Source organism: Armatimonadota bacterium (assembly GCA_016125185.1).
Lineage (GTDB): Bacteria > Armatimonadota > Fimbriimonadia > Fimbriimonadales > Fimbriimonadaceae > Fimbriimonas.
In genome coordinates this window covers 50,812-67,956 of the sequence record WGMG01000001.1, presented here as the reverse complement: position 1 = coordinate 67,956, position 17,145 = coordinate 50,812, and the positions used below count along the sequence as shown (strand labels likewise).

17 protein-coding genes and 1 tRNA gene are annotated in these 17,145 nt (G+C 53.9%); 3 read left to right on the top strand and 15 right to left on the bottom strand.

The genetic code is table 11. From position 1 onward, the window contains the following. Window positions 1-3: 3 nt before the first annotated feature. From GC165_00275 to GC165_00255, 5 genes are all read right to left on the bottom strand, one after another. Complete coding sequence (locus GC165_00275; protein ID MBI1331294.1) at window positions 4-624, bottom strand: hypothetical protein; 621 nt, start codon at window positions 622-624, stop codon at window positions 4-6. 149 nt (window positions 625-773) lie between these two features. Beyond that, entirely contained in the window at window positions 774-1,262 is a 489-nt protein-coding gene (locus tag GC165_00270; GenBank protein MBI1331293.1) for a hypothetical protein, read from the bottom strand. After that, window positions 1,252-1,635 carry a hypothetical protein gene (locus GC165_00265; protein ID MBI1331292.1) on the bottom strand — a complete coding sequence of 128 codons (384 nt, stop codon included), beginning with the start codon at window positions 1,633-1,635 and terminating at the stop codon, window positions 1,252-1,254. Before GC165_00265 ends, GC165_00270 begins: the two co-directional genes overlap by 11 nt. Continuing rightward, the gene (locus tag GC165_00260) at window positions 1,625-2,008 is read right to left on the bottom strand and encodes a hypothetical protein (GenBank protein ID MBI1331291.1); all 384 of its coding nucleotides are present in this window, start codon (window positions 2,006-2,008) and stop codon (window positions 1,625-1,627) included. Before GC165_00260 ends, GC165_00265 begins: the two co-directional genes overlap by 11 nt. Beyond that, window positions 1,998-2,363 carry a hypothetical protein gene (locus tag GC165_00255; protein ID MBI1331290.1) on the bottom strand — a complete coding sequence of 122 codons (366 nt, stop codon included), beginning with the start codon at window positions 2,361-2,363 and terminating at the stop codon, window positions 1,998-2,000. Before GC165_00255 ends, GC165_00260 begins: the two co-directional genes overlap by 11 nt. A 169-nt stretch (window positions 2,364-2,532) precedes the next feature. Between GC165_00255 and GC165_00250 the strand changes: the two genes are divergently transcribed. Then, window positions 2,533-2,618 (top strand) — tRNA-Leu (locus GC165_00250). Between the two features lie 129 nt (window positions 2,619-2,747). Here the strand turns inward: GC165_00250 and GC165_00245 are convergent. Further along, window positions 2,748-3,200: a hypothetical protein gene (locus GC165_00245; GenBank protein MBI1331289.1), complete on the bottom strand. Its 453-nt coding sequence runs from the start codon at window positions 3,198-3,200 to the stop codon at window positions 2,748-2,750. After that, window positions 3,152-8,203 (bottom strand): hypothetical protein, encoded by a 5,052-nt coding sequence (locus GC165_00240; GenBank protein ID MBI1331288.1) that lies wholly within the window; start codon window positions 8,201-8,203, stop codon window positions 3,152-3,154. Before GC165_00240 ends, GC165_00245 begins: the two co-directional genes overlap by 49 nt. A gap of 156 nt (window positions 8,204-8,359) precedes the next feature. On the opposite strand from GC165_00240, the gene GC165_00235 reads away from it, so the two are divergent. After that, window positions 8,360-8,788 carry a hypothetical protein gene (locus GC165_00235; protein MBI1331287.1) on the top strand — a complete coding sequence of 143 codons (429 nt, stop codon included), beginning with the start codon at window positions 8,360-8,362 and terminating at the stop codon, window positions 8,786-8,788. Between the two features lie 47 nt (window positions 8,789-8,835). On the opposite strand, the gene GC165_00230 is transcribed toward GC165_00235, so the two are convergent. The 7 genes from GC165_00230 to GC165_00200 all read right to left on the bottom strand — a co-directional run bounded on the left by GC165_00230 (window position 8,836) and on the right by GC165_00200 (window position 15,318). Beyond that, window positions 8,836-9,969, bottom strand: a complete 1,134-nt coding sequence (locus GC165_00230; protein ID MBI1331286.1) for a tyrosine-type recombinase/integrase — start codon at window positions 9,967-9,969, stop codon at window positions 8,836-8,838. A 55-nt stretch (window positions 9,970-10,024) separates the two neighbouring features. Continuing rightward, complete coding sequence (locus GC165_00225) at window positions 10,025-10,234, bottom strand: helix-turn-helix domain-containing protein (protein MBI1331285.1); 210 nt, start codon at window positions 10,232-10,234, stop codon at window positions 10,025-10,027. A 244-nt stretch (window positions 10,235-10,478) separates the two neighbouring features. Beyond that, window positions 10,479-10,928 (bottom strand): hypothetical protein, encoded by a 450-nt coding sequence (locus GC165_00220; GenBank protein ID MBI1331284.1) that lies wholly within the window; start codon window positions 10,926-10,928, stop codon window positions 10,479-10,481. Between the two features lie 44 nt (window positions 10,929-10,972). Beyond that, on the bottom strand, window positions 10,973-11,653 hold the full coding sequence (locus tag GC165_00215) for a hypothetical protein (protein MBI1331283.1): 681 nt from the start codon (window positions 11,651-11,653) through the stop codon (window positions 10,973-10,975). Next, a complete protein-coding gene (locus tag GC165_00210) occupies window positions 11,650-13,005 on the bottom strand; it encodes a hypothetical protein (protein MBI1331282.1) in 1,356 nt (451 codons plus the stop codon). Before GC165_00210 ends, GC165_00215 begins: the two co-directional genes overlap by 4 nt. 145 nt (window positions 13,006-13,150) lie before the next feature. Further along, window positions 13,151-14,617, bottom strand: a complete 1,467-nt coding sequence (locus GC165_00205; protein MBI1331281.1) for a hypothetical protein — start codon at window positions 14,615-14,617, stop codon at window positions 13,151-13,153. After that, on the bottom strand, window positions 14,614-15,318 hold the full coding sequence (locus GC165_00200) for a hypothetical protein (GenBank protein MBI1331280.1): 705 nt from the start codon (window positions 15,316-15,318) through the stop codon (window positions 14,614-14,616). The genes GC165_00205 and GC165_00200 overlap by 4 nt, the downstream gene beginning before the upstream one ends. Window positions 15,319-15,579: 261 nt before the next feature. Here GC165_00200 and GC165_00195 point away from each other — a divergent pair, with 261 nt between their 5' ends. Beyond that, window positions 15,580-16,746 carry a hypothetical protein gene (locus tag GC165_00195; protein MBI1331279.1) on the top strand — a complete coding sequence of 389 codons (1,167 nt, stop codon included), beginning with the start codon at window positions 15,580-15,582 and terminating at the stop codon, window positions 16,744-16,746. 104 nt (window positions 16,747-16,850) lie between these two features. Here GC165_00195 and GC165_00190 read toward each other — a convergent pair whose 3' ends face one another. After that, complete coding sequence (locus GC165_00190; GenBank protein MBI1331278.1) at window positions 16,851-17,108, bottom strand: helix-turn-helix domain-containing protein; 258 nt, start codon at window positions 17,106-17,108, stop codon at window positions 16,851-16,853. Window positions 17,109-17,145 lie beyond the last annotated feature (37 nt).

Below are 17,145 nucleotides of genomic sequence, written 5' to 3'. Positions count from 1 at the left end.
CTTTTATTGACCGTTAGCCCAGCCCTCTCGGTATTGAGCCAGACGGACTTTGCCTTCTGGCCAATACCCCAAAACATAAGCAGTTTGAGCGCGAACATGGCCGTTGGTATGATCCAGCAACGGAGCCAGAAACTCGACCGCCTTAGGTCCCTTGAAACGATAGAATAAGTGATCGAAGACCAGAAGCCCGCTGTAGATGTCCAGTTGGTGGCGGGGCGACTGGATCAGCCGAACGGCCAGACGCCGAACCTCCTTGAAGTTCCTAGAGTCGAAGGTTAGCCCAAAGACCGCCTCGCACCGAACAAACGGATGATAGTCGCCGATTGCGAACTTCATCAGGACCTCGAAACTGCGTGGAGTATTCATCGACCCGATTGCGAACATGAGCATTTCCAAATTTGCTGTCTCGTAACGGGTTTTGGTGTTCCAAAAGGCCGTCGATTCGTCATCAAAGTCTGTCGGGATGGTTCGATTCTCTCGCTCGATGATCTTCAGGAATGTCTCGATGCCCCGCTTGAAGCCTGCATAGTCGATGAAGGTTTGGAGTGGAATATCGGCGAACTCGGTCTCCCTGATTTGCTTGAATAGCGTGCCTTGCTTCGACCGCGGGCCGTTTTCACTCACGAGAGTATTGTAAGCGACGTTGGGCTTTGGGTGGTAACGAGCTTCGAAAGCCCCGAAGGAGCGCGATGATCCAAGTCACTTCCTCTCCCGCACTGCCCGGGCATGGTGCTACCTGCCTTCTCCCGACTAATCGGGGCCTACAACTCCCCTCAAGCCTCCGACGGAAGCACGTCGTTCGGCGAGCCCCAGCGCAGCCCCGTCCGCGCCGACAACAGGCGCGTCAGCTCGTCGCACCGCTCGATCGTCCGCATAAAAGTCAGCCGCGAGCCATCGCGAAACTCCACCACATAATGCGAAGGAATCTCGAAAAGCCCCTTCGCGCTCAGCGTCTCCACCTCGTCGAGGCGCCGCACCAAAACCGGCTCCTCACCCTGCCCAAAATGCCGAATCTCCGCCTCGTCCACCTCGATCTTCTGGACGCCAGCCAGCCTGCGCAGTCCAAAAAACGTGCCCAGAAATGCCATTAACAAGAAGAGCGCCGCCACAACAAGAAAGTTGAACCAATCCTGCACCGTGCCTCGATAAAGGCCAGCCACCAAAAATAGAGCGAGCCCAGGAAGGGGTGCATAGAACACCTGCTTCGCCTCGCGAATCGCCGCCGCCGACCGAATCGAAAAGCTCTGCACACTAGACCGCATTCCGAACCCCCATCTTCCGCTGAACCCACTGACACCCCGCCATCAAGCAAAGCGTCGCAACCGGCACGAGCGACAGAATCCAGACCGCACCCACCACCCGATACGCCAAAATCCCCTTCGAAAAAGTGGCATAGAGCAATGGGACCGCAAAACACAACGTCATCCGCCCAAAATTCGTCAGATCGACCGGCACTTTCCGAACCTCGATGCGGTAGCCCAGGACGCAAAGGAGGAAGCTCGCCAAGGTCCACGCCAGCAGGTCAGCGCCGCTCACCAACCCCTTCGCCCGCAATCCAATCGGCAACATCACCACCACCGCCAGCAAAATCAGCGGCAGGGCGTACATGACGAACCGCCGAACACTAAGCCACACTTCGGAACCCCAATTTCTGAAAGAGCCACGTCACCAGATCGCCGGTCCACACCGAAACGGCTGGCATAAGCCAACCGATCTGAATCACGTCCACGACGCGAGGCGCCGTCATCCCTTTCGTGAACTCCCCGTACACGAGAAGCGGCAAAAAGATCAACATCGTGCCGATCGTCGTGACCCAGTTGATCGGCCTCTGGCGAACCTCCACCAGGTAGCCACCACCACACACCAAGCACGTCAGTCCTGCCCGTTCCAAGATGCCGCCAAAGGTGCGGAAGTCATCCGGACGAAGATCCATGGGCAACATCACCACCCCCGCCAGCAAAATCAGCGGCAGGGCGTACATCACAAATCGACGAACGCTAGCCCACATCCGCCACCTCCCGCCGTACCCGATATCGGTCGCTCACCCAACCCGCGACCGTCATCATCGCCACCGCGATCCCACAGCCGAAATAAGACCGCGCCAAAAGCTCCCAAACGGCCATCCTCCCAAATTCCATCACGAAACCGATGAGGAACAAGGCCATACCCGTCCCCAATCGACGATGAAACTGGAGCCGTGTCGGTGCCGACTGACGATCGATCAGAATCGCCACCAAGAAAAGGGAACCTGTGGTAATCGTCACGATCCACGCGCCCAAATCCAAACCGTTCCTCGCAAAGAGCGCAATCAGGCCCACCAGCCCAGGAAGCCCGTAGAACCCAAGCCGACGCCCCCAATTCATGATGATTTTATTGTAACCGGATTCCGTCTCTCCGAAACCAACCAGACCGCCCACACCTCCGATGCACTGTGAGTTCGGCTCTCTCCACCACAAAAACGCGGCATTGTGCGTGCGCAGCGCCCATATACGCGCCTCGCGCGCGTGTGGTATCATTCATTTTCCATCAGTTGCGCGGGTGGTGAAATTGGTAGACACGCTACCTTGAGGTGGTAGTGCTCACAAGGCGTGAAGGTTCGAGTCCTTTCCCGCGCACCAAACCTCTTTTAGGTTCAAATTCCACTTTTCTCAATCCTCTCTGGATACCGGTGTGACGGAACAAAATGGTCAGGTCTCTCAATTGGTCTCTCAATTGCCTCGCAATCCATACATTAGTATCGAAGTTGATTAGCGGTCTTCCAAACCATCTGCACTGCCAATTTTGGTTCCCACTACCTTCCGGATCGCTTCCTGATCCTTTTCCGAACATCCACTCAGCCAGAACTGTGCGGGCTTTGACGAGCCAGAAAAGTAAACGATGATCGAATCCCTTGCCTCCATGGATGGCGGCGGCGTCTTGTAGGGTCCGAGGGTTTGAAGTATGCTCTTCAATGCTTCCTGATCCTCTTTAGAGAGGGCATCCTCGCCGCCGGATTGGGTCATGACTGTGAGTTTCTCAATTTGACCCAGATGACTTTCAATGTAGTCTATGTCAGCGTTTGAACTGCCATTGTTGCCGCTTGGGAACTGCCTCGCAGCACGGAATGGATTTATCCATCCCGTTCTAACGAGGCAGATGACGACTATGATCGCTACGGCAGCGAAACCAACGGATCTCCATACAGTTTTATTTGATTCCATGGCGGTCCATATCCCTGAAAGTCAGCGCCGCCTGGAGTGTGGATGAGGGCGTAGGTGAGAGAAGCATCCATATCCCGTCCACTTGCAAGCGCAATCCACAACTGTTCGCGGTAAGTTCCCTGACCCAGCCATGAGGCAAGAATACCACCCGAAGAAACACCCGGGATTAGACCGTTCCAGGTTAACGAAGCACCTTGCTGAGTCATGTTGAACGCCTCAAGCCAACCCTGGTTTGGGGTGCTTGTCATGTGGGGAAGCGGCTTAGACGCGTCGTAGCCCGCGGAGAAGCATGCATCGACCCAAATGAACTTGTATTGGCTCTGGAAGTAAGGTGCTATGGCTGGAATGCATATTCCGTCCATCGTCGAGCTTCCGTAATACCAGACCGTATAGTTTCTGATGGCATAGCTTCCCATGTCCAAGGTTTGGTGTACCGTCGTCGGCGTGTGTGGGTGTCGTCCATGGCCATAGTAATAGAAGTACTGGGACTTTTTGAACAAGCTGATCAGGGTCTTCTTCATGGCATCCGAGTAAGCGTCGGTATCTTCGAAAGGTATGAACACCATCTTGACGACACCAGACGAACAGATGCTGCTTACGTTGGCCCTTACCGTATTCTCATACCGTTCGCTAAATGAGTTACCATTGAACACGATGTTCGTGTTGTAAAGGACCAGGAACTTAGCGCCTTGGCGAACAACCACGACTTTTCGCTTCGTCTGCGTACTCGACGAACCTTGGGAGATGGTCAGGTCATAGTCGCCCTCAGGAGCATCATTGCCCAAGGTATCCTTGCCATCCCATACCCAACTCAGAGCGTGATCATAGCCTGTAACTTGCTTGATTACTGATCCTAAACTGTTCTTAACTTGGAATGTAACGGTCGAATCAGGCAGGTTCGTTGAGTACCTAAAACCTGCCATCACTCCGGCATCCGAATCCAGGATTCGATCACCTTCATCCAGCGAGGGAACCTGCTGAAGCTGAATGGAAACCGCGTTACTCTGAACGGCGAAACCGGTGTCATCTGGGTCCGAAATTATTTCCAGGTTTGGACTGGTCAAGGCACTGGACAAGTTCGACTTCTTGATTTCACCCCTGACAATGCCTGATTCGACATCCGTAGACAGATCACAAAGCACCTGATTCCCAAGAACGAGGTGGTACGTAAGCGCGTTTGGAACTCCGCTCATTTCCACGGAATAGGAGTCACCGATGTCTTGAACGGACAGCGTCCCGTTTAGAACCATGTTCGTATTCGCAATGGCTGGTGAGGTGGTGGAGCCGGTGGCTGCACCTGACCTTCCAATGACCTGAACCTGATACCTGACATTCGCGCCATCCGATAATGAGTCGAGGTCGACAAATGTTCGACTTGAGGTCAGGGTCGGCGAAACCACAGTAAACGGTCCATTGTCGACGCTACGCAGAATTTGATATCCCTTGAGCGATTGTCTAAAGACGAGGTTGTTCATTGGTTGCCATGTCACGATGCGGGCATGTCCTGATGAAACGGCCTGCGCCGAAACTACGGACATTCCAGATGAACTAGAAACGGTGACCAAACTTGCTCGTTGGGTCCAGTCGCCCGACTTCGCAAGAATCGCTTCGGTGTCGGCGAGTTGGCCGTACACCGTTGCAGTTGCGGTTGCCGTTCGCTGCCCTGCTTGGACATCGATGAAGGGTGGAAGCGCAATACTAGACGTGCTGGCCGAAAGGTAAACCCGTTGGTTCGTCGTAGGTCTTGATCGTAACTTTACGGTTACCGAAGTGGTGACGACGCCACCCGACGAGACAAGCACGTCGTCACCGAGGATGACGTCCTGGAGATACGAGTCTATGCCAGGAGGAGGCACGGACTCTGTAGTGGCCGAAGCTTCGTTACTCCAAGTTGAGTTTCCTCCTTGGTTGTAAGCGCGGACGTGATACCAGTACTTAGTATTTGCTAAGCAGGTTGAGTCCTTGAAACTGGTCTGATTCACTCCTGTGTTCGTCAGGAAGTCCCAAGTGTTTGAGCCGTCTACCCGGCGTTCGACCCTAAAGCCTTGTTCGATAGTCGAGTTATCCGTCCAGGCAAGCTGAATTTCGGTATCGGAAACCATCGTTGCCGAGAGGTTTGTCGGGGCATTTGGGGCAGGGGGAGTAAGCGTCGAACCGCTTAACTCATTGCTCGGCGACTCACCACCATTATTGAACGCTACGACGCGGTAGTTATAGGTCGTTAGGGGATTCAGGGCGTATGTGTCGTGGAACGTGGTAGCGTCTGCGTTAGCGTTGCCGACCGGAGACCAAGAAGTTCCTGTCCAACGATCAATGCGGAAACCATCCTCATTGTCCGAATTATCAACCCAGGTTAGGTCGATCGCATTGTATGAAACGCCCGTTACTGAGGTGAGAGTTGGTGCGTTGGGCTTTGTGTCTTTGGTTGTTGCGTACGCTGTGCCGCTCCAACCTAGATCGCCCATTTCGTTCGTGGATTTAATGTGATAGTAGTAAGTTGTTTTCTTATTGAGGTTAGAATCCGTCCATGTCGTCACACTCGGGTCTGTGGTCTGGACGTCAGTCCAGCCGCTTTGACCGTTCAGGCTCCGCTGGATGACGAAATGGTCCTCATTGTCCGAGTTATCGGTCCAAGTTAATTTGATTTGTGAGTCGGAGAGAGCCGATGCTGCCAGATTGCCAGGCATAGCTGGTTTTTCGTTGAACGTCGTTGCGTTCGCCGTATTGGAGACATTTGAATCTTCGTCTGCATAAGCGGTGACGCGGTAGTAATACTTCGTCTTGTGCGGCAAATTGGTGTCTGCAAACGTTCCCGTCGTCGAGGACGTATCGATCAAGAGCGACCAGTCGGTCGAGTCGGTCTTTCGCTCAAGGCGGTAACCGTAGGCATCCTGCGACGTCGTCCACGAAAGATCGATTTCATGAGCGGAAACGGCTGTCGCTACGAGCGGAGATGGATCGGTTGGCTTAATGTTTACGTAACTGTTGGTAAGCACAGCTCCGCCGATGGCCGCACCTTCCGCGTCGAAGTCATTGAAACCGTAGGTCGAGGCGACAAAGCGAGCCGGGGTGTTCGAGCCAATGCCGCCGACGCCGTTGATCACGTTGTTTCCCGGAGCAAGCGATAACGAGACGTACTTCATCGAAGTCGTACCAATCGAGTGCCAACCACTGATAGGGCTGCCATTGAGGTTCAGCGTGGTCATCACATGGGAGTCAGTGATCAATGTGACGTAGTAATTGGCCATGGCGTCGCCCGAGGGCACATAGATGTTTGCAGTGGTCATCCAGTTAGTGCGCATGGAGGTTGGCGAGGTAATGGAGGGCATCGGCATCATCATCGGATCGCCCGTTACGTGGTCGTAGTATTGCCCAGCCGCCAACTGCATAGCCTGGATCGGCTTATCCGACGTCACAATCAGGGGATCCAGGGAATCCAAATCGAGCTTGTCTCCCTTATCCATGGGGTAGGTTGTGGTTGCGCCCGTAGCGCCGTTGTAGACCGAAACGGTGGTGTAGCGGCGACCAGCGGTGATGCGGTAGTAGCCGCGAGCGTGGGTGGACAAGGGAATGCCAACGAAATCACTGCTCCACCGGTCGAAGGGCAGAAGCTGTTCCATCAATGGGTTGTCATAGCTTGCGTACAAAGGAACCATTGAACCAACCGTTCCACTGTAGAGCGCAATCGGTTTGGTCGAGGTGATCGAGGAACCGGAGAGATCACTGCCAGGAAAAGTCTTGATTTGGTAGGTATCGCCAGCTTGAAGCATCACGGTGAACGGCACGTTTGCTTGCCGAACCGCTGGCGGTGTTCCGCACACCGTCTTTGGCGTGATCGTAACAACTGTGTTGTCTTGGGTTGCCACCAACGCAATCACCGATCGGTGGATGTCTTTCGTTCCCGCGTAGTTGGTCGATACATACTCGGTTCCTAAAACGGTGGTGGGAAGCACGGACCAGGATTCGCTGGCGGCGGGTTTCTCGTCGAGCATCATGACGTTGATCGGATTGTCCGAGGTGATACGGAACGAATCGTGGGTAATCGCATCACTTTGCGTCATTCGTCGGGATTCTGGAAGGTTCAAAGCAATCGAGCCACCGGCGGTCACGGTAAACGGAATGCTCTCTCCAGTCTCAAGAGTAGTTAAGAGCCCCGACGCGCCGCTATCCGAGGAAACGCGCAGGTGTGGATTCGCTGAGGCGCCTTGCCCCGTGGGACCGGATTCTGGAAGTGCAAAATAGAACTCGTTTCCTGCGTATCCCGGTGGTGGTGGCGTCAGATCGAAGGTTTGCGCACTGGCCACGTTGGTATAAGCAGAATCACCATAAGTGTTGAATGCCAAGACCTTGTAGCTGTAACTGGTCGATGGCAGAAGCGGCATATCGGACAAACTCGTGATGTTGGCCGCAGTAGTTGTCACTAAGTTCCAGCTGCCGCCCGGTGCGAGGCGATACACCTTAAAGCCGCCTTCATTTGTCGAGTTGTCATGCCAGGAGAGGTTGATCCGGTTGCTGGCCACGGCGGTAGCGGTTAAGGTTGTGGGAGCGTTGGGCGGTGCGTTTGCCGAGATGACATTGAAGTAGGCGCTCTTCGTGACGGGCACAATGATGATGTCATCGGGATGTGCCTCTCCTTTCCGCCTTGCGTGGCTTAAAGATTCGGATGCAGCCCAGTTTCCGTTAAAGTTGCTAGGACGTGCCTTTGCCCGCAATTGACCCGCCGGGAAGTCTTGATATTCGCCGGAGAATCGCACTTCGTAATTGTTCGCAACCGTGGCCGTCGTAGGGCAAGACACATTCAAATTGTCGTTAACGACGACAAGATTCCAGCCGTTTGGCGTGTCATCCGTGGCGATAACTGTGCCCGACGGGTTTACGATGTCCCATGTCATGGCAGTCGTCGGATAGTCGTAACCGGTTCGCGGAAAACTCGCACTTCCTCCTTGGAGAATCGTTGGGTTTCCACCACCTTGGAAGGCGACACCTACCGCTACAAGAAGCATTAGCAAAACGATGCTAAGAAGGGCTCCTCGCTTAACGAAGGCGCGAACGAATTTGGCATGACTTGGCACAATCGAGGGATGGTGCAAAACTCGTGCCAATCGCTACTGTGACTGAAACCTGTACATAACCACAACCGAAGTGCTAGATTTAACGGAATGGCTCGCGGCGTCTCAAACTTCAGCGGTATTTCCAATAATGACCTTGTACTTCTCAGAAAAAGTGCAAAGAAACACTCGAAGATTTCGGTAAAAGCTGGAGGCACACGTTTGGATATCGAAGGGACGGAAGCTTCGGTTATCCAAGCCAAGGAACTGCTCTTCATCAGTATTCCGGCGACCAATGCAATCTACCGAAATGGAAAGCTTGTAACAGATGAAGCAGAAGTAAAAGTTGCGATCAGAGAACTGAAGGCCGCTGGACGAACCAGTCCGGCAAAATCGAAGTCAAGCGCACCTGAATTACCCGACGAGCTTCGAAAGCAACTTGAGGCATTCGCTAAGCAGAACAATAGCCGGGTCATCTTCGATCCATCCGGTAAAGGCAGCTACAAGATCCAAAAGCTTCGACCGCGCAAAAAGAGCTAGGCGAAGCCAAAAGAAAAGCTCGCCAAGGTAGGGCGAGCCAGTGAAATCTATCCGAGAACGCGGTCAAGCGACTCTCGCAGAATGTATTGAGCCGGCGTTAGCGGCCTTGTGTAATGAATCTCAGAAACACCAGATGCCGCGTGACCTACGTGCTCTTTCCAAGTGGTCTGAGAGACTTCTGGCATAAGCTTTTCGACAATATTGATGTGAGTCAGTCGACAGTCGTGGGGAGACATATCGATTGGAAGCCCAGCATCTGTCACGATGGTTTTCCAAATTTCATACACCTGCTTTTTCATCCTAGGCTCGTTGATCGTGGCTTTGGGCCACAGATAGTCGTCGGGACCCATGTCGCGAACGAGTTCAAGGAGAATTTCCTTGAGTCGCTCGGACATGATGGCACTTCGCGTCTTATCTCCCTTCGGGAGACCGAGGAACTGCCTACCACCAAAAGCAACCTTTACAGCCACGTCGATGTCGATAAGGTTCTCGTCGAATCGAAGCTTTGACTTCTTCATTGCCATCATCTCCCCAAGGCGTAAACCGCCAAGCAGTAGGAGTGCGAGCAATGCGCGTCGTGACGTGTCGAGCTTTTCACCGGTAATGCCAGCTTTAACTTCATTTGGGGTGAGAGCAACAGCTACCCGAATTCTGGGTTGTGGTACGGAGAGTCGGAAAGGATTTGCCATAGTCATTGGGATGCGACCGTACGGAACGATAGCTTGGTTGAATGCTCGAACCAGGTCAGCCCGAACCGAAATGACCAAAGTCTCCTTTGCTCCGTTCTCACGCAATTCCTTATAGAAGGCACGAACCTTCATCGGGTCGATCTTCGACAACGGTGTGTCGCCAAAGTGCTTTTTGGTGTACTTCCGAAACCGCCGCTTTCGCTGTTCGATCGTGACTGTAGCGATTGACTCGGGCCAGTCATTTTCAGCGAGCCATATAACCCACTCTTCCAATGTCATTTCTCGGTTTTGCCGAGCTGTCTCAACTTTCTCCTGTCGTTTGAGCGACCGGAGAAACTCTTTGCCTTCTGTTTTTGTCTTGAAGATTCTCGATAGCCGTTGGGTGTGTCCCGTGGCTGTTTCGACGCTGTACTGAACCCGGAATTTCCCAACGTGCTTACCTGTTTTTATAGGACGGCAGGAACCGTCTCCACTATCTGCTCTGGATGCCATGGGATCACGCTAAGGAAAGGATTGGAGGCGATCAAAGATCGCCTCATCGATGCAATTAGTGGATGACGGTCAACCTCTTGCTCTGTTCGAGCCGAGCGATGAATGCGTCGAGTTGGCTTTGAGAAATTCTCCTGCTCCGGCCAATTAGAACCGCGTCCAGGTCTCCCTGCTCAATTAGGCGATAGAGTTGAGCCCTGCTAAGTGAGAGCCGTTTGGCAGCAGCCTTGACTGTGAACAGAAGTTTTGGAGAAGTGTCAGGTTCCATCATCCGGGCCTCACCGTGGTAGTTCTCTTAGCGAAGTCAGTGACGATCACAAACCTCTTCCCGGAACGATCGACGTGTCGAGAAATCACGAAGTCTCTTCGCCGAAGCAGGTTTTGACCATTCATGAACTTCTCGTTCCCGGTCGCTCCACCCCAGTCGCCGCGTCCATGTTTCGACACAGCTTCTCTCCAGTCTGTGTTATTGACTCCGCTTGCTTCGCAGACAACACGCCCCAAATCAACGTTCACTTCTCGCCTCCGGTTGGACCACGAAGGAGAAACTTCACGACCATGTCTAGCACCCACCTTCCGACGGCGATAACTGCGTCGAGAAAGAGCCGAAGAGCACCCACCCAGAAGTTCTGCACAGCGGCGAAAGCCCGAGGACCGAGAAACCAACTGATGATTAGAGCCACCAGAGCGTAGAGGATCGCCCTCGACAGGACTTCGTTGAGAAAGAACCAGTACAAATGGTTGAGGCGTTCACCGAGGTTAAGCGAGGCGAGGAGAACCGGAACGAGCTTCCAGATGATGAATCCAAGCAAGACGAGGACGAGGGGCCTGAGGTTGAGGCACGGAACGCCGACTGTTAGGTCCTGCGATCCGCACTCCACGCACTGGTTCGAGGTGAGCGGGCTGCAATGCCCTTCTGGGCATTTGCGGCACCCGAGAGTTCCACCGCAGTTGCCACACACTGATGTTCCAACGAGCCAGAGCCGCTTGCAATTGAGGCAGAGGATCAACTCCAGCCCCCCGGAGTTCGAACTCCAAGCTCTTCAAAGAGAGCACAAGAGAGCGGTGCTCCGACGAGCTTCGCCGCTTCCAGCATCCGAGCTTTGCGAACGGCACTCATCGTTACGGTAAGGACCTCGAACCGCTCGACTCCGTACGTTTCCTTGAAGACGCCGCTTCGAAGGAATGCCGCGAACGACCGAAGCTTATCAGTGAACTTCGGCAGCCCGCAGTGGCCAAGATCGATTTCCAAAAAAGTCGGCAGCCCTTGCCGCTCGACATAGCCGTCCGGCTTCACCTCGTGGGTTTGGCCGAGCCAACCGAAAGCCTGGTGGACTTGCGGCTCGAACCGCCACCGCTTTGCACCTGCACTTAGGAGGGCGCAGCGCACGTCTGTTACCGCTAGGCAGTGCTGGACGTGACGAGGAGTCGGAGTTCTCGCGGCAAGGAGCGAGGCTAGCCTCGCTCCGACCACTTCCTTGGCCCTAGGACCCGTTGCGTATAGGTACTGCGCGAAGTAGGGCGTAGGAAGGACCCGAAGGTAGGATTCGCGGCAGAGTCCACGCAGGCGGTCGGTACACCGGGAGGGGGAACCGAAATATCCGAGCGATATGAACTGGTCTCGCGCCACAACATGGCTCAAAACCGATTCTTTCACAACCCTAAAATCCCTATCCGTGAATCTCATATCCACTCTCCAAGATCGGGTTTGGAGAGTGGCTGACCGATCTCCGTTTGTAGTGGGGATGTGGCCCTTGGAGTCGCACCCTTTAGCACCTTGGCCCGGAACGCCTCGACCTCCTTTGCCGGGGGCGATTTCGCCGGGGGATGGAAGCGCAATTGCCGCGCTGACCCATCCCGGCGCAGCACCACCGCCTCGCCTGGTTTCAGCTTTCGAAGCTCCTTAACGCCGAACCGCTCGGGCACCTCGCCAGATACGGCTTTAGCATCTTCATATCCGAGTTGGAAGAGGATTCTGAGGCCGCTATTTGCGAGGATCAGAGATTTGAGCTTGGGAGGGAGTTGAGAATACTGCTGGTGGCTGAGGCAGCAAGTGCAATTGAATCGACGGCCTTCCTGGATAAGCTCTTCGAAGGCCTCACCGGCCATGTACTCGAATTCGTCAACGACCAGGCGCACCGGATTCCGTTTCGCTTGAGGCAGGTTCACCCGGCCCAGCACTTCGCGACTTATCGCGGAAACCAGGAGGCTTCCGATCATCGCACCAGATCGGCTTAATTCGTCTACCGCGCAGGAGACGAGGAGAATTTGGCCGGGATTGCTTAGGATGCTTTCGAGGCTGATGGGGTCCCGGCTCCCAAGCACATCACGAAGTACATCGACGCACGTAAGGCATGAGAGTTTGTTCAATACCGAACTTGCGATGCCCCTACGCTTATCCTTCGACAGTTCCGAGTACCGAATCCAGAAAGCCTGAAGTGATTCGTCTTCGACCGAAGCAAGGCAGGTGTGGAGGAATGCCTCATCGTAGAACAGAGCTTCCATGTCGGTAAGGGCACGTCCGGCAGAGGCAAGGACCAGGAGTCCGTTTCGGCAGTACTCCTCAAGGCTCACGCCCCATGAGGCAGCGTTGGCCTCCAGGACTGCCAGCATGTGGAGTGCCTTGATATAAGGCTTTCCGGCTCCGGCTAAGGGGTTGAAGCCAACTACATTGTCCTTCTCGCGAAGGTCGAGGAGGGTCACCTGGCTTGGATCGATACGGAGCCGGGTACAGAGGGCTAGCACTGCGGCTATTAGATCACCCCTAAGGTCGATCACCACGACCACCGTGGATTCCCGCAGAATGTCGAGTTCGATGATCTTCAGAACGACGGTGGTCTTTCCCGAACCACTCACACCCGTAAGGTGGGCACTTCGAGACAAATCGGACGGTAGGAAGGTGAAGCCCTGCCCACCCTCCATTGTTCCGATGTAGTCCGTGTCATCCTCGCCTATGGGAGCGGTCACCTTCCTCGTCCTCCGCATGGAGTTGGCGATTCCAACGATGATGGACTCGACGCCTTCAACGAGCCACTTCACCGTGAAACCTCCTTAGAAAACCCAGTGAGAACCCTGGCGAGGGGGCCGGTGAACCCGGCCCGGGTTTCTCGAACCTGCGTCAGGCTCAAGTCGTTACTCAACCCTGTCTCGTATCCGATCCAGATTTTGCGTGTGGTAGCGCGACTCATTGTCGCACCCCACGGTTCTTTACAAACAGGGCTGTGAACCGATCCCAGAGGCTTGGTCTCTTACCGAGGAGGCTCCGACCAGAGATAGTTGGCGTGACAGATCGGTTCTGTTGCAGGGCGGCGAGAAGCTGGTAGTATTCGCCCCAAAGGCCGCTCACTTCCGTGCGAGCCTTCTCCACCACGAGGATTTCTTCCTCGGTGCCCGATGTTCGAAACGACCGGAGTTGGCTCTTAAGCTTCTGCCTACGCGATTCAAGGAGCCGGAGATTGTCTTCATAGGTGCCCATCCGTTGTGCTTCGAGCACCTTCCATGCTGTAATGGCGTTGCAACTTGCTAAAGCTTCGGGCCACGACTCCAATCCGTGCAACTCTGCCAGCTTTTCGTGCCGTTCCTCTTCTTGCGCGAGAATGATCTTATTTGCCGCAGCGATACGTTCCTTGCGCCAACCGGCGAAAGCGCAGTAGAAGGCGTAGGGCACGCTCACCACCGCGCCGCAGAGCAGGAAGAGGTACAGGTTCGGTTGGTTCGAGCTCGATGAGTGAAGGCCTACTGAATCGACTTGAGCTTGTGAGGTTCGGTAAGCCATGAGTCCGCAGCAGTCCACGGCAACCTCTATCGCCCCAAGGAAGGCGGTTATGATGCTCGCCCAGACAGCAGACGCTTTCCAAGGCTCGCCGAGGTACTTTGCTTCACTCGCTCCCCGCCATGCCGCCTTGATCGTTCCTCCGACACAGAGGGCAATCGAGACACCGAGCAAAGCGCAAAAGATCGCTTGCACAGGGTTCTTGAAAGCATTGCTGAGCGAGACCATCCCGGCAATGCTCCCAATGCCGAGGCCTTGCGCCATCGCTACGAGGGCCATAGCAAGCACTTCAGTTGCGGGTGTCCAAAACACTGTCTTTTCCTGGGGACAGAATGGGAGTTTTAGCCGAGCGGCATGGGCTTCCGGTTTAGACAGAACTTCAACCGCTGGCGTGACCGGAGCGAAGTTATTGGGGTCGAGAACGAGTCCTACCTTTGCGAGAGTCGAGGCATTTTCGGGCAAGAGGTAATCAAGGTCCTCGCCAGCGACCCTTGTTGCCGCGAGATGGGCATCGAAAAGTTCCTGCTCTACTTCGAGGAGCCTTTCGAGTTCCGCTTCGATTTGCTTATTCTCTTGAATTGCCCGCTCGTTGTGCTCCATAACGTGGCGGTCCACATCGGCTTGGGCTTTCGCGGCCTCCTGAACCGATGCCATGAGCTTCAGTTCGAAGAAATCGGCCGCGATCGCCGCACCGAGCTTGTTTGGATGCTCAAACAAGCTCGGTGCCGTCTCCGTCTCACCGAACCTCACCTGGCGGCTCGCCGCCAGGTTGTAGGTCAAAGGCTTCTTTCGGTCCGTCGGCACTTCCCGGCTGTAGGGAACGGTTGTTCCTTCTTGCCGGGCGTCTTCGTCATCAAAGAGCATCGCGAGAGATTTCATCGTCCCTCCGCATTATCAAATGAGGCATCGATAAGAGTTGCATTCGGGAATCCATTCTCAGGGAACAGCACACGGTCCTTAATGGCGCTCAGGTCCTCGCTGATCATGGCCCTGTTCGCCGGATTTGTGCCGACGAGAAACACCCGCTTTACCCTCGGGTTCTTGGCAAGAACCCGCGCCGCTTCTGCAAGTTTGCGATGACCCTCAGGACCTTCACCCTCGCAATAGGCGTCGGAGGCAACGATGACGACAATGTTCCCTTTGCAGTCCTTAGCTCGCTTGGCAAGTTCCGTGAAGTAGAGCGAGAGGTAGGTATTGTCTACCTTCGAAACCGGTTTGAGGTTCGCGGTGAGGTTCGCAAGGAACGTCTCGCTCGAATCAGGTAGGAGGTCGCTGTACAGATCTTGTAGGGAACTATCGATGCGGGAAATGTCGAGCCAGGTCTCGTTGGGATCGAGGCCATCTTGTAGCTGATTTAATCCCTTTACTTCCCAAGGCAGGGCATTTCGGTTGCTGATCGAGGTGTCGAGGCAAACGTCTAGAACCCTTGGCGAGGTTTGCTCGGTCAGGTGGAGGCGATGCCTGTCGCGGGACTCCCTGGTCAAGCAGATTGGTAGGGCAATGACGAGTCCGAGAACGGCACCGATGATGGCGAAACGGTTGTCAGTTTTGACTGGGGTTGGGTTATGCTTAGTTGTCACTTGATTGCTCCATGCTGGAGCTCTCAAAACACACGTCGCGCATTGCGCAAAGTTCAAACTACTTGACCGTTGGTTGTAACTCTGTCATTGTGCGTCGCGGACCTGTGTAATCGAGCTGCGTGTTCAGCGAGGTACCGGGTTCATTACGGGGTCACGTGTCAGCGTGGCCCTTGTTTCGTAATCGCCGTTACCAACATGATTTTTCGCACAAGCCCACCAAAGTGGGGCTATTGTTCACAAAAGTGAACAATAATGGTCTGCATGGGAATCTCAGAAGGAGAAAGAGCACACCAATTTGCGGAGTCAGAGAAACCAAAACTGAAACCTGGTGGTCATCATTTTGGTCGGGCCATGCGGACTGTCAGGGGAACACTTGGAGAACTCTCAAACCGATCAATTTCAATCCGTGAGGCTGCTGAGGCCGTCAACGTTGAGCCAGGAAGGTACTACAAGCTTGAGTGTGGCCAAGTTCCGGATCAAGAAATCCTGAACCATATGTGCACATGGTGCGCATTAGTCCCTGATTTGGTTAGATTACTAAGAGAATCCTACGCAAAGGAGTTTGAAACTGATATTCGAGTCACTCCTTTCGCCACTAATCCTTGGAGGACATCGATTACAGGCGACATCCGCGATTTTCCTTCACCGGATGCCCTTTCCGAGGCCTTGAACCGTGTGGCGGAGCTGTTAAAGCATGGATGTGTTCAGGAATCTTTCGAAGTCCTTTATTCCATTTGGCCCACAGTTCGGCGCACCATGAGAGTTACTCGTTCAGCAGTCTTCATTGCAATTCGACTTGCTGATATAGCAAGGAGAGTCGGAAAATACTCATTGTCAAGCAAGATTCTTAGGATAGTTGAGTCTAAGACAATCAGCCATTTTGATTCTTCCGAGATCCAATTATGGATAGCTTTTTCCGATTTTTGCGAAACTTCATCAAATCCAATTGACTTTGCATCCGAGTGCAGGAAGTATCTGAGGGACCTCAAGATCAGGTCGAATCAACTCGCCTCCGGCTACTATGAATATCACGGAAATATCGCAATTGGGTTGGCAATAAGAGTACTTTTTCCTTTACTCGGTCCTGCCAGCACCAAAGAATTAATCTACTTTCGACGTCGTTTTGCACGTGTCGCCGCGAAGGCAGCACCATTAATGGAAGAGAAAAACGAGGAAACAAATCTATGCCTTGAAGCCTCGATTGGTGACCCGCGTAGAGCCCTTGCTAGTTTAAACAAGCGGATTTCAGCAAGTCCATTTGGTTACCACTACCAACTGGCAAAGGTTGTCGCCTTGTTTCGGCTCGGACGAGTCCGGTCGGCCAAGCTGATGGCAAAACGCATAGCGAACCAGTGTCAACTTCTTGGGGACATTCACATAAGGAGAGAAGCAGTCGGCCTACTACTTCAAATTCAAGCTTTGGCCTGAATCGTGAATTTACCTATGTGACTCCACCTCGGCATCGACTCTATCAGTGACCTTGCTCGCCTCGTTCATTTCAATACCGTTTTGTAGCGAACCCAAGAGCGTCCCTAGGAACGAAGTAGCTTTATCAGTTGTCCAAAAGCGTCGTCTGGTCGATACCCGAGCGCCTCGACGAGATGGAGTAGCTCGACAACATCAATACGCCTATCCTTATGCTCAATCTTCAGCACAAAATTCTCGGATTGCCCGAGCCGCTTCGATAGTTCTTCTTGGCTCACACCTTTCTCGCTCCGAATTCGCTTGATGAACGAAATTAGTTCGTCGTAGTCAGACGTGTTGAGAGAAGCGACGGGGCGTTGGGCCACGACTCAATCTGGTTGCAAGTAGACCACCTAAGTTAGG

Excerpts from the sequence above, each read along its gene's own strand:
- GC165_00225 (MBI1331285.1), bottom strand. The coding sequence starts at position 10,234 with ATGGAACCTGACACTTCTCCAAAACTTCTGTTCACAGTCAAGGCTGCT.
- GC165_00215 (MBI1331283.1), bottom strand. The coding sequence starts at position 11,653 with ATGAGATTCACGGATAGGGATTTTAGGGTTGTGAAAGAATCGGTTTTG.
- GC165_00255 (MBI1331290.1), bottom strand. The coding sequence starts at position 2,363 with ATGAATTGGGGGCGTCGGCTTGGGTTCTACGGGCTTCCTGGGCTGGTG.
- GC165_00240 (MBI1331288.1), bottom strand. The coding sequence starts at position 8,203 with ATGCTTCTTGTAGCGGTAGGTGTCGCCTTCCAAGGTGGTGGAAACCCA.
- GC165_00245 (MBI1331289.1), bottom strand. The coding sequence starts at position 3,200 with ATGGAATCAAATAAAACTGTATGGAGATCCGTTGGTTTCGCTGCCGTA.
- GC165_00205 (MBI1331281.1), bottom strand. The coding sequence starts at position 14,617 with ATGAAATCTCTCGCGATGCTCTTTGATGACGAAGACGCCCGGCAAGAA.
- GC165_00230 (MBI1331286.1), bottom strand. The coding sequence starts at position 9,969 with ATGGCATCCAGAGCAGATAGTGGAGACGGTTCCTGCCGTCCTATAAAA.
- GC165_00270 (MBI1331293.1), bottom strand. The coding sequence starts at position 1,262 with ATGCGGTCTAGTGTGCAGAGCTTTTCGATTCGGTCGGCGGCGGCGATT.
- GC165_00235 (MBI1331287.1), top strand. The coding sequence starts at position 8,360 with ATGGCTCGCGGCGTCTCAAACTTCAGCGGTATTTCCAATAATGACCTT.
- GC165_00260 (MBI1331291.1), bottom strand. The coding sequence starts at position 2,008 with ATGTGGGCTAGCGTTCGTCGATTTGTGATGTACGCCCTGCCGCTGATT.
- GC165_00195 (MBI1331279.1), top strand. The coding sequence starts at position 15,580 with ATGGGAATCTCAGAAGGAGAAAGAGCACACCAATTTGCGGAGTCAGAG.